Genomic DNA, 11,981 nt, shown 5'->3' with positions numbered 1-11,981 from the left:
CCAGACGTCAGAATGCACGGCACGCGAACAATTGACCACCGTCTTCTGCGGCTTCACTATGAGCCGTGTGTTTGACGGGGAGAAACATCACCATGTTACTTGAATCCAGGATTTGCGATTTTGACTGGCCTGCGCCCGATTTTGATCTGGCCACACCCGAAGGGGTGCGCCACAGCCGTGACAGCGTGATGGGGGATAAGGGGCTGTTGGTGGCGTTCATCTGCAACCACTGCCCCTATGTGATTGCCCTGATCGACCGTCTGGCAAAAGACATGCAGGCGTTGGAAGAGATCGGGGTCGGCTGCGTGGCGATCATGTCCAACGATTACAACGATTACCCCGCTGATGCACCGGACCGTATGACCGCCTTTGCAAAGGCACATGGCCTGCAAGCGCCCTATCTGGTGGATGAGGATCAATCGGTGGGCCGCGCGTATGGGGCCGTTTGCACACCAGACTTCTTTGGGTTCGATGCCAAGGGTGGGCTGCAATACCGCGGCAGGCTGGATGACATTGGCATGCGTGATGACCCGGCAAACCGCGTGCCGGAATTGCTGAATGCGATGACCCAAGTGGCGCAGACGGGACGTGGTCCGGAGGACCAGACCGCCTCCATGGGCTGTTCGATCAAATGGCGCTGACAGATTGCGCAGGTCCGCGCGCACAGGTATAGCCCGCCAAACCTTTTCATTCAGGAGCGCCCCTATGTCGAATGCCCAACTTGAGACCGCCATTGAAGCTGCATGGGACACCCGTGATCAGATCACCTCTGCCACCACCGGTGAGACGCGCGATGCCATTGAGGAAACGCTGAACGCATTGGACAGCGGAAAGCTCCGCGTCGCGGAGAAGATGGAGAGCGGCGATTGGCATGTGAACCAATGGGCCAAGAAAGCCGTGCTGCTGGGCTTTCGGATCAAGGACATGGAGCATCAGGAAGGCGGCCCGCAGGGTGCCGGCTGGTGGGACAAGGTCGACAGCAAGTTCAAGGGCTGGGGCGATGCGCAGTGGACCGAAGCCGGTTTCCGCGCTGTGCCCAACTGCGTGGTGCGCCGGTCGGCGTTCATCGCGCCCGGTGTGGTGCTGATGCCGTCGTTTGTGAACATCGGGGCCTATGTTGATTCAGGCACCATGGTCGACACATGGGCCACGGTCGGCTCCTGCGCGCAGATCGGCAAGAACGTGCACCTGTCGGGTGGCGTGGGCATCGGCGGCGTGTTGGAACCGATGCAGGCCGGACCGACCATTATCGAAGACAACTGCTTTATCGGCGCGCGCTCCGAAGTGGTCGAAGGCTGCATCGTGCGCGAAGGATCCGTGCTGGGCATGGGCGTTTTCATTGGCCAATCCACCAAGATCGTGGATCGCGAAACCGGCGAAGTGATGTACGGTGAAGTGCCATCGGGGTCCGTGGTCGTGGCTGGTTCCATGCCGTCCAAGAACGGTGTGAACCTCTATTGTGCGGTGATTGTGAAGCGGGTGGATGAGCGTACACGCTCCAAAACGTCGATCAACGAGCTGCTGCGCGACTGATCGCGACACTTCCCAAACCAACCTGATCACGCTAGGGCTGCCTTTCATACCAAAGGCGGCCCTTTTCATGTCAGACAAGAAGAAACCCAAAAAGCCCTCCCGCCAGCAGGTCTTTACCTTGCTGGTGCAGATCGGGCGCAAGGAAGGCGACGGCTTGCCCGACAAGGCAACCGGGGCGGCGTTGATGTGTTTTGCGTCAGGTGTGGACGAAGCGGAAGCGGTACGGGAGACGGTGGCCATCCTCAAGCAGGCGGATACTGCACCTTTGGATGTGACCGGGTATGGCACCTTGGCGGAGCGCGAAGCGGACGGTCAGGAGATCGACGATGAGGAACGCGCGCTGATGGCCCGTGCCCTGGCGGAGAATGCAGTGATCGTCGCGCAGATGACACCGTTCTTTGATTGATCAGGTGCGACGTACAGCCGCCCCCAAATTCGAGACTAAGGCCCTGTTTAGAGCCTGTTCAGGTCAGCGCCCGCCGCAAAAACGGCAGCCGTGACAGGATCAGGCTGTCCAGTGCCAACACCGTCAGCAGCGCCAGCCCTGCCATCGGAAATGCCATCGACACGGCCAATCCAACCAGCACCGCACCCTGCCACAGGGGCAATTCGCGCGGCATGGGCGGTGCGGCCAGACGTCCCGCGCCGACGGGGCGGCGTTTCCACCACAGCACCACGGAGCTGACACACAGGAACATCACCGCAAGACAGACGATTGTATTGGCCAGCACGCTCCATAATCCCATGGTCCCCATGTGCAGCGCGATGCCCACTGCCATGGCTTTGCCTGCCCATGTGTAATCCTCATACCGCACATCGGCGAGGATGTTGCCGGTGTATTGATCGACATGGACCGTGCGGTCTGACATCGGATCGGTGCTGTCCGTGTTCATCGAATCCCGGCTGAGGGTCCACACACCGGCATCGCCGCTGGGCAGGTTCATCTGGTAGCGGGCATCGAACCCGATCTCCCGCGCCAAGGCATCAACGCTGCCCATATTGACCAGCGGTGCCGTCACCCCCGGCACCCCGGCATCGCTGCCTGATGCTGGCATCGGTGTCAGTTCCAGCGCCCAGGGCACCTCGCGGCGGGCGTGGTTCATGTTGGCGTGGGTCACATCAGACAGCGGGACGGCGTCCCATTTCTCGGCCGGGAATTGGCTCCACGCCTGCACCATCTTGCCCCCCCAGATGCCTGCCCAGGACAGACCAGAGATCAGGAAGAATACCAGAATGATGGAAACCCAGATGCCCACAACCCCGTGCAGGGATTTCCACAAGGATCGCCCCGTCGCGAGTGTTGGCACCAGCGCGCGCCGCCAGCCGTCACCGCGGGGCCACCACATGTAAAGGCCCGTTGCCACCAGCACCATCGCAAGCGAAGCGGCTGTTTCCAGCATCCGGTCGCCGGTTACGCCCAGCATCAAATCACTGTGGATGCCGTCGGCAAAGTCATACCAGCCGCTGCGCCGGGGGAAGGTTTCGATCACCTGCCCGGTATAGGGATCAACCGCCACCATGGTTGCATCCCCTTCGTGGTCAACGCGGAACAGCGCTGCTACTTCTGGTGTGCGCGGGGCTACATATTGCTTCAGCTCACCGCCCGGAATGGCCGCAACCGCTGCCTCTGCCTGAATGGAGATTTGCATCGCTGTATCCTGCGGCACGACAGGTGTGCGTTCGCCGTCACGGCCATCGACCCATGCGATCCACAGCATGGCCATGCCGGTGACGGCAAGGATCATGAGGAACGGGATCACAAAAAGGCCTGCATAAAAGTGCCAGCGCCACGCGGCACGGTAGAGTTTGGTCGCACCGGTATCGCCGGGTGCGTTGATATCAAGAGTCGTCATTGGAATGCTCCAGCATAGAAGGTCCGCCAAGGGGCGGATATTGATCAAGGAAATGAAACGTTGATCAGATCTGGGGCGGTGCGCGGCTGAGACGGGTGGCATCCAGCGGCTTGGCATGATGGCGTGCTTGCGCGCAGCGCTGCATCTGCTGGGTCTGGAGCCGGAACTGAATATGCACGACTTGCGCGTCGGATGGTCTGGAGAGCGTATCAATCAGACGACAGGCCTCACAATCCTGCGTCATCCCTTCGCCGCTCTCTCCAAAGCTGCCGCAAAGCTCTGCCAGCGTGCCGCCGGCTTGCAGGAACGCAAGCATATCGCCATCAGGCACCTGCACGCTGGTACGGTGAGCAAGAGTCATCGTGGTCATCGCGCATCCAAACACAAAGACCAAAGCCAGACGCAGGAATGATGAAACGACTGCGCGCATACATCATAGCTAAGCCAACCTCGCGAACACGGCCAGCGCATTCATCAAGCGGAGCGAAAATATTATGCGGCGCGTCGCCGCGCCAGATGAATGGCGTCATACCACCGCAGCACGTGATGCGCCGGACGCGCATGTTCCGGCAACAAGGACCGTTCCAGATGGTGCAGGACCGAACTGTTCAGTTTCTGCCCATCGCGGCGAATGCGCCCGATATAGAGACTTTCCAGTGCCGTACCGGCGGCCATCACTGTCTCATGTTCAGGCAGCAACACCTGACCGTAGGTGATCACCGGCCCGCAGGGTTCCTCGATCGCGGCGAACTCATTCACCAGATGGCGCGCAGGCACCAGCACGGCTTCCTGACTGAAGAGGTATTCCACCTCTGGCCCGTCGATGATCAGCCGTTGTTCGGGGGAAACAATGATGTCCTGCTGCAAGCCAAAGTAAGGTGCGCGCAGCCGGATGGGGCGAAAGCTGCCACGGGCGGGGACGGTGCGCCCGATCCGGTGCAGGACGGGCACTGTGCCACTGTCACGGGTCAGGACTGTATCACCACGCCGCAGATCCCGCATCGGACGGTATCCCCATGGTGTCGCCAAAGGCGTGTTGGGCAGCAGCGTTGGCAATGGTCCGACAGCTTCGATCTGATCGGACAGTGCGGCGAAAATCATGTCTTGCGCAAAGGTCTGGTCCCCATGTCCCAGCATCAACTCGCGGATGTCTGTCAGGGAAAGGGGCGATGGGTTGTCGATATAGACGGAAGTGACTTCCGTCTCTTCAGGCTGTTCCAGTGACATGCGGGCCCATTTCATTTCGCTGTCCCAGGAGTAGGTGATCCGTGCGACATCTGTGCGGCCGGCATCTTCGCGTTTTATCGCGGCGTGACTGATCGTGCTGCCCTGGACCTGTACCATGGCGATCCCGCCGCCGGGGATGGCCTGAAAGGTCAGGCTGCGCATTTCCGGGTGGGTGTTCTTGTGGGCAAAGAGCTTCTGGGGACGCCCGTCAGGTGACAGCCGCGTCTCAAACATCACCGTGCCGCGCGTCAGCAGGGTCTGCGGATCGTCCACCAGCAGGGGCATGTCTTTCTTGTCGGTCCCCAGGCCCCGCAGGGACAGACGGCGGTTGTCGTGATCACACAAGGCGAGCCATGTCATATCAGGCCACCTTTCCGGCGCGCAGCAGATCCGCTTCAAACCGCTTCAGGGTGCGCCGGGCGGCCGGGGAATACCCGGTGCCGGTTTCCGCATCCAATTCGGGAAAGATCGCACAGATTTCCTCTACGATTTCAGGCTCAAGGCTCTTGGTGGTTTGCGGGCCGGGAAGGAAGCTTTCCGTCTCTAACCCTTCGGAAAACACCACCTGATGCCGATCAAAAAGCAGATGAACATACGTGACTTCACCTCCTTCGCACCGCCGCACGGAGCGGTCATTGACCAGATCACGGGCGGCGACCAGAACCTCCGGTTCACCAAACAGCAGTTCTGCCATGTTGTCCCGGATCAGCACCCGATGCAGCGGGGACACCAGCAAATCGCGATGGGTCCCGAAGGTGTTTGCGCGGATGTGGATCGGCGCAAATTTCCCCTCAGCCGCCACTTGCCGCGTGCCAATCCAGCGCAGTGGTTGCGGGCCGTCGTCCTGCGTCAGCACCAGATCGCCGGGCTGCAACGCCTCCGCTGCGCGTTCGCCGTCAGGGGTTGCGATCATCGTGCCGGCGACAAAGCAGGGTACGCCGGTTGCGTTGACAAACCCCACATCGGAATCGAGGCCGTTGTCGATGGTATAGGTGAAGTTGAAGTTCTCGACATCGCCATCACCCGTCACGGTGAATGTGCCGTCTGCATTCAGCTTTACCGTCTGGCCGGTCGGCAACGTAATGATGTCCCCGGCAATCACATCCAGGCCGTTGATCTGTGTAATGGTCAGCGTGCCGGGACCATCGTTGAGATCATTGGCAAGAACGTCGATGACTTTTTCACCATCGGGAAACAGATCTACGTCGTCGGACACAGCAATGATGTCGGTCTGGACAGAGTCAGCCGCAATCAGCACGTTTGAATCGTAACTGGAATCCGACACATCCGCGATGGCCACGCGCATGGAGTTCACGACACCGGGGTTGACGTTCATGGTCAATGTCAGGGTAATCGTGAAGCCGTCCATCTCGGTGTTGTGGTCGTCGTTCTGGTTGTCGACGAACATATTGATGTTGTTCGTGGTGTTGACGTTGCCCGGATCGGTGTCGCCATTGCCGACATCCATCGGCACCAGTGTGCCGTTGATCCAGACCCCGAAGAAATCCTGATAGATGGAGTTCTGGAACTCAGGATATTCTTCCGAGGAGAAGATGAACTTCATCGTCATCTTGTCGGAATCCGGGATGAAATCGACGTCCAGTGTTGCCGCGTCATAGGTGCGCGCGCCCGCCACCGCGTTGTACTGGGAAGTGTTGTTCTGCCCGGACGTATTGGTGGACGTGTTATTGTTCTGGTTGGCTTGTCCGCTTGAGTTGGTGAAATCCTCTGCATCGCCCGTTGACAGGATGATCCCGGCATCGCCGGGTGTCACGCCGGGGGATGTGCTGTCCCCGCCTGAGTATGTCCCGGCACTGTCCCGATCTCCGCGAAACGAAGCGCCGGTGACCGTCGCCCCGTTCCCGAAAATGGTCTGCGCCATATCAAGGGCAGACGTGCCCTCGCGCACTGTTTCGATTTGCAGTTCTGACGCGGGTACTGGCATGGGTCGTCTCACCTTTTTATCCAAAGGCGGACAGCACAGCCGGGCCAAGGGCACATGCCCTTTTTCGGATGGTAAGATGCAGAACAGGCCCTGTTTTCAGGTGCTCAACTCTGCGATACTGCTGCGAATGCCCTGCCTCGGGTCATATTATTAACTCAAAGTTAACACGGAAAACGCGAAACTGTTAAGCGTTTCTTGCCATACCCCCCTTCACACCGCGCTTTTTTCGCCACAAGAAAGGCAACGTTGCCCTCAGGTACTGCGAAGGAGCCCGCCATGTCTGGCCTTGACCCTGTCGAACTGACCGCGCGTCTGGTGCGTTGCCCCTCTGTCACGCCTGCGGATGCCGGTGCATTGGATGTGCTGCATGACGTTCTGACCAACGCGGGTTTTGACTGCACCTGGGCGGATCGGGAGGGGATCAGAAACCTCTATGCGCGCTGGGGTGACAAGGGTCATGCACGTAGCTTTGGTTTCAACGGCCACACGGATGTGGTGCCCATCGGAGAAGAGGTGAATTGGTCCATGCCTCCCTTCGGGGCAGAGATCAGGGACGGGGTCATGTACGGGCGGGGCAGCACGGATATGAAATCAGGCGTCGCGGCCTTTGCAGCGGCAGCCGTCGACTTTGTTCAGACCACGCCGCCGGACGGCGCGATCATCCTTGCCATCACCGGGGACGAAGAAGGGGTGGCCGATCATGGCACCCGCGCGCTGCTGGATCACATGGCGGTGCAGGGAGAGCAGATGGATGTCTGCCTTGTGGGGGAACCGACTTGTCCCGAAACCATGGGCGACATGATCAAGATCGGCAGGCGCGGCTCCATGAATGCGCAGGTCAAGGTAACGGGCACCCAGGGCCACGCGGCCTATCCCCATCGTGCCAACAATCCACTGCCTGCAATGCTGCGTCTGATGGACAGACTGGCCAGTCACACGCTGGATGAGGGGAGCGATCACTTTGATGCCTCCACGCTGGCGGTTGTCACAGTGGACACGGGCAACCCGGCTACGAATGTGATCCCCACCGCATGTTCCGCTGCATTGAACATCCGGTTCAACGATCACCACTCCGGAGCGAGCCTGACCGCGTGGCTGGAAGAGGAGGTCGCGCAGGTGCGTGCCGCATTTGGCGTTGAGATTGATCTGAGCGTGCGCATATCAGGCGAAAGCTTCATCACCCGGCCCGGCCGTTTGTCGGATCTTGTTGCACAGGCCGTCGTGGCGGAAACGGGGGTCACGCCGGTCCTGTCCACCAGCGGTGGCACATCGGATGCGCGGTTCATGAAAGCGCATTGCCCGGTGGTCGAATTTGGGCTGGTCGGCCAATCGATGCACCAGGTCGATGAGCACGTCCGCGTCGAACATATTCACCAGCTCAAGGCCATCTACAGCCGTATCCTGCGCGACTACTTTGCATGAGTGTCACGATCACGCTGACCGATGATCTGGACACCTGCCTTGCCTTGCGGCGGGTGGTCTTTATCGAAGAGCAGAACGTGCCGGAACCTGATGAGATTGACGGCCTTGATCCCGATTGCCTGCATCTGTTGGCCGTCGATGGCGCGACCCCTGTCGGCACAGCGCGCATTCTGATCGAAGGGGATATGGCCAAGATTGGGCGGGTCTGCGTGCTGAAATCGCATCGCGGAACGGGGCTTGGTGCCGCACTGATCCGAGCGGCTCTTGGTGCGGCGCAGGGGCAGGCAACGCAGGCAATGCTTGGCGCCCAGATCCATGCGCTGGGGTTTTACGAGAAGCTGGGGTTTATGGCGACCGGGCCGGTCTATGATGACGCGGGGATCCCGCACCGTGACATGGTGCGCCCGTTGTGAGACGGACCCTGATCGTCATGCTGAAAGTGCCGCAGGCAGGCCGGGTGAAGACCCGTCTTGGCCGTGACATCGGGATGACAGATGCGGCATGGTGGTTTCGCCACCAGACCCGTCGTCTGCTCCGTCGAATGCAGGATCCCCGTTGGGAAATTGTGCTGGCCGTCGCCCCGGATATAGCCGGGCTTCAAAGCCGTGTTTGGCCTGCACATCTGCCCCGCATCCCGCAGGGACCGGGACATCTGGGCGACCGCATGGCGCGGATGTTGGGGGCTGCGGGACCCGGCCCCTCTTGCCTGATCGGCGGTGACATTCCCGGCGTCACGCCTGCACATATCCATCGCGCGTTTCAGGCGCTGGGCGATCACGACGCTGTCTTTGGTCCGGCGGAAGACGGGGGATATTGGCTGATCGGTCTCAAACATCCGGCCCGACAGCCACATGGCTTCCTGCAAAACGTGCGCTGGTCTACCGAACACGCGCTGGCGGACAGCCGCGCCACCTTGCCCGGACAGCGCATCGCTACAGCCGACACCCTGCGCGACGTGGACACTGCCGACGATTTGCCATGACGCGGGCCGGGGTGCGTGCTACCTCCCCTTTATGAGCAAAATCCCCAGCAAATCAGAAATCCTCGACTGGATCAGCGAGAATCCGACCCAGACCGCCAAGCGCGACATTGCGCGCGCTTTTGGCATCAAGGGTGCCGCGCGGATCGACCTCAAGCGTGTGTTGAAAGAGCTTGAGGCAGAAGGACATCTGGAGAAACGCAAGCGCAGCTACCGCGATCCTGACCGTTTGCCGCCCGTGTCCGTTTTGGTGGTGACAGGGCCGGACAGTGACGGCGATTTGTTTGCCAAACCGATGGAGTGGCAAGGCGAAGGTGTTGAGCCCTTGGTGCTGGTGCTGCCCCGCGCTTCTGACCCCGCGCTGGGAGAGGGCGACCGCATTCTGGCGCGTCTGACCGAGGTGAAGGGAGACGACCACCACTACGAAGCGCGCCTGATCCGGCGGATTGGAACAAATCCGCGCCGGGTGATCGGCATCTTCCGCAAGAAAGCGGAGGGCGGGCGCATATTGCCGATCGACAAGGGGTCGGACAAGGAATGGGTCGTGGGCAGCGATGCCACGCATGGCGCGAAAGATGGTGAGCTGGTGGAGGCGGAACAAGCCGGACCAAAGGGCCGGATGGGCCTGCCGCGCGCCCGTATCGTGGCGCGGTTGGGGGACCCTTCCGCCCCGCGCGCCGTCTCGCTGATTGCGATCCACCAGCACGGGATTCCCGATGATTTCCCCGACGATGTGATTGCCGAAGCGGATGCGGCGAAACCGCTTGGGCTGAAGGGTCGCGAAGACCTGCGCGACATGCCGCTGATTACCATCGACCCTTCCGATGCGCGCGACCATGATGATGCCTGTTACGCCCACGCGGATGAGGACCCAAAAAACGAAGGGGGTCACGTCATCTGGGTCGCGATTGCGGATGTGGCGGCCTATGTCACGCCGGGTTCTGCATTGGACCGCGAGGCGCGCAAACGAGGGAACTCAACCTATTTCCCCGACCGCGTGGTGTCGATGTTGCCGGACCGATTGTCGGGCGATCTGTGCTCGCTCCACGAAGGGGTGCCGCGCGCCTGCATTGCGGTGCGCATGGTGCTGAACGCCAAGGGCACAAAGATCAGCCACAGCTTCCATCGCGGTCTGATGCGCTCACCCGCCTCCCTGCATTACGAAGAGGTGCAGGCGGCGATTGATGGGCAGCCGAATGACCGGACAGAACAGTTTCTAACCCCGGTGTTAGAGCCGCTTTATTCGGCTTATAGCGCCCTCAAGAAAGCGCGCGCGGAACGTCAGCCGCTGGATCTGGACCTGCCGGAACGGCGGGTGGAACTGGCCGACGATGGCACAGTGAAATCGGTCAATTTCAAAGACCGTCTGGACGCCCATCGCCTGATCGAAGAATTCATGGTGCTCGCCAACGTCGCCGCCGCAGAGACGCTTCTTGCAAAACGCGTGCCACAGCTGTTCCGCATCCATGAAGAGCCCACGAAAGAGAAACTTGATAGCCTGCGCGAGACCGCCCAAGCGGCAGGGCTAACGCTGGCAAAGGGACAGGTGCTGAAAACATCGCACCTCAACCGTTTGCTGAACGATGCGGCGGGAACGGAAGATGCAGAGCTGATCAACCTGTCGACTCTGCGGTCGATGACGCAGGCCTATTATGGTCCTCAGCATATCGGTCACTTCGGGCTGGCGCTGCAATCCTATGCGCATTTCACCTCCCCCATCCGGCGGTATGCGGATCTGATCGTGCACCGTGCCCTGATCACCGCGCATGGTTGGGGGAAGGATGGCTTGCCAATCGAGGACATCGACCGGCTGGAACAGATCGGCGCACATATCTCGGATACGGAACGTCGATCAATGACGGCAGAGCGGGACACGACGGATCGGTACTTGGCCTCCTATCTGTCAGAACGTGTGGGGAACAGCTTCACCGGACGGATCAGCGGGATCGCGCGGTTTGGCGTGTTCGTGAAGCTGGACGAGACGGGCGCGGACGGCCTGCTGCCGATGCGAACGCTGGGGAACGAGTATTTCCACTACGACCGCGACAGCCAGACATTGATGGGCGCGGACACGGGCATCGTGATCAGCATTGGCCAACGCGTCACCGTCCGGCTGACAGAAGCGGTGCCCGTAACAGGTGGCATCGCGCTGGAACTTCTGGAGATCGACGATCAGAAGGTCGCCCAGGGGCGGCAATCGCCCGCAGGGCGCAGTGGGCACCGCGGGAAATCGCAAAAGGCAAAACGCAAGAAGGGGAAGCTCAAGCGCAAAGTCTCACGGGCGCGCCGGTAGCACCACCCATCGCGTTGATGCAGCGGTCGATGTAGCGGCACAGGATCTCATCCTCCGCGATGCGGGTTTTGAGCAGTGTCTTGCCGGGTGTTGCCCGCATGGTGGCGAGCATCGCCCCGACAGAGGCATCCGCCGCTGTAGGCCGCTCCCCAAACAGATAAGGCCCATGCCACAACCGTGTTGTGATGGCGACGAGGTCGGGTTCCAGACGCTCCAGCCGTTCTTCGGGGGTGAAACGTCCCAAACCCTGACGGTCCATGCCTTGCAGGCAGGCTTTGCGTAACCTGTTGGTCACAAATCCACGCAAAACCCCCGGAATAGTGTCGAAGTATGTGTCACGAATGATCGGCCAGACGGTATCGTCGCCCCAGCGATCAAGGACGATATGGAAGTACATATGCTCCTCCGCCATGCGAATGAACGCATGTGACGTGCTCTTCTCCAGATCAGACAGCCCTTGATCGAAGTCCACGCCTTCGGTTTCCAGGTGCTGGCGAATGTTCTCACTGTCCGGAATGATCTGGCCGCCCACACGAATGGCAGGCAGTTTCTGCTTGGGCATTTTCCGGGGGTCTGCGATGTCCTCCCGCTGCCACGGTTGGCCGGAGAGGTTCAGCAGCCAGATGGCCTTGACGCAAAACGGGCTTGCAGCGGGTTGGCCAAAGGCAGGGGCGAAAGTGATGAGGGTGATCATATGGGCTCCTTTCAGGGTTGCCGTGAGATACCATG

12 protein-coding genes are annotated in these 11,981 nt (G+C 60.6%); 7 read left to right on the top strand and 5 right to left on the bottom strand.

Features of this window, described 5'->3' with window-relative positions; genetic code table 11:
* Window positions 1–92: 92 nt before the first annotated feature.
* The 3 genes from Q1A91_RS11195 (at window position 93) to Q1A91_RS11185 (ending at window position 1,939) form a co-directional block, all read left to right on the top strand.
* On the top strand, window positions 93–641 hold the full coding sequence (locus Q1A91_RS11195) for a thioredoxin family protein (protein WP_299876831.1): 549 nt from the start codon (window positions 93–95) through the stop codon (window positions 639–641).
* Window positions 642–705: 64 nt separating this feature from the next.
* The gene (gene dapD / locus Q1A91_RS11190) at window positions 706–1,533 is read left to right on the top strand and encodes a 2,3,4,5-tetrahydropyridine-2,6-dicarboxylate N-succinyltransferase (protein WP_299876828.1); all 828 of its coding nucleotides are present in this window, start codon (window positions 706–708) and stop codon (window positions 1,531–1,533) included.
* Between the two features lie 67 nt (window positions 1,534–1,600).
* On the top strand, window positions 1,601–1,939 hold the full coding sequence (locus tag Q1A91_RS11185) for a hypothetical protein (protein WP_299876826.1): 339 nt from the start codon (window positions 1,601–1,603) through the stop codon (window positions 1,937–1,939).
* A gap of 58 nt (window positions 1,940–1,997) precedes the next feature.
* Here the strand turns inward: Q1A91_RS11185 and Q1A91_RS11180 are convergent, their stop codons facing one another.
* From Q1A91_RS11180 to Q1A91_RS11165, 4 genes are all read right to left on the bottom strand, one after another.
* Window positions 1,998–3,386, bottom strand: a complete 1,389-nt coding sequence (locus Q1A91_RS11180) for a PepSY domain-containing protein (protein WP_299876823.1) — start codon at window positions 3,384–3,386, stop codon at window positions 1,998–2,000.
* A gap of 64 nt (window positions 3,387–3,450) precedes the next feature.
* Complete coding sequence (locus Q1A91_RS11175; protein WP_299876821.1) at window positions 3,451–3,756, bottom strand: hypothetical protein; 306 nt, start codon at window positions 3,754–3,756, stop codon at window positions 3,451–3,453.
* A 122-nt stretch (window positions 3,757–3,878) separates the two neighbouring features.
* A complete protein-coding gene (locus Q1A91_RS11170; protein WP_299876818.1) occupies window positions 3,879–4,973 on the bottom strand; it encodes a Hint domain-containing protein in 1,095 nt (364 codons plus the stop codon).
* Between the two features lies 1 nt (window position 4,974).
* Complete coding sequence (locus tag Q1A91_RS11165) at window positions 4,975–6,558, bottom strand: Hint domain-containing protein (protein ID WP_299876815.1); 1,584 nt, start codon at window positions 6,556–6,558, stop codon at window positions 4,975–4,977.
* Between the two features lie 276 nt (window positions 6,559–6,834).
* On the opposite strand from Q1A91_RS11165, the gene dapE reads away from it, so the two are divergent.
* From dapE to rnr, 4 genes are read left to right on the top strand one after another with little or no spacing between them, the layout of a single operon-like run.
* Entirely contained in the window at window positions 6,835–7,980 is a 1,146-nt protein-coding gene (gene dapE / locus Q1A91_RS11160) for a succinyl-diaminopimelate desuccinylase (protein WP_299876812.1), read from the top strand.
* Window positions 7,977–8,393 (top strand): GNAT family N-acetyltransferase, encoded by a 417-nt coding sequence (locus tag Q1A91_RS11155; protein ID WP_299876809.1) that lies wholly within the window; start codon window positions 7,977–7,979, stop codon window positions 8,391–8,393. The genes dapE and Q1A91_RS11155 overlap by 4 nt, the downstream gene beginning before the upstream one ends.
* Entirely contained in the window at window positions 8,390–8,962 is a 573-nt protein-coding gene (locus tag Q1A91_RS11150) for a TIGR04282 family arsenosugar biosynthesis glycosyltransferase (protein ID WP_299876806.1), read from the top strand. The genes Q1A91_RS11155 and Q1A91_RS11150 overlap by 4 nt, the downstream gene beginning before the upstream one ends.
* Window positions 8,963–8,993: 31 nt before the next feature.
* A complete protein-coding gene (rnr, locus tag Q1A91_RS11145; protein ID WP_299876804.1) occupies window positions 8,994–11,252 on the top strand; it encodes a ribonuclease R in 2,259 nt (752 codons plus the stop codon).
* On the opposite strand, the gene Q1A91_RS11140 is transcribed toward rnr, so the two are convergent.
* Window positions 11,221–11,946: a glutathione S-transferase family protein gene (locus Q1A91_RS11140; protein WP_299876801.1), complete on the bottom strand. Its 726-nt coding sequence runs from the start codon at window positions 11,944–11,946 to the stop codon at window positions 11,221–11,223. The genes rnr and Q1A91_RS11140 overlap by 32 nt on opposite strands.
* Between the last annotated feature and the right edge of the window lie 35 nt (window positions 11,947–11,981).

Source organism: uncultured Sulfitobacter sp., from assembly GCF_947500075.1.
GTDB lineage: Bacteria > Pseudomonadota > Alphaproteobacteria > Rhodobacterales > Rhodobacteraceae > Sulfitobacter.
The sequence above is the reverse complement of the archived record's forward strand: the minus strand, read 5'-3'. Positions and strand labels throughout refer to the sequence as shown.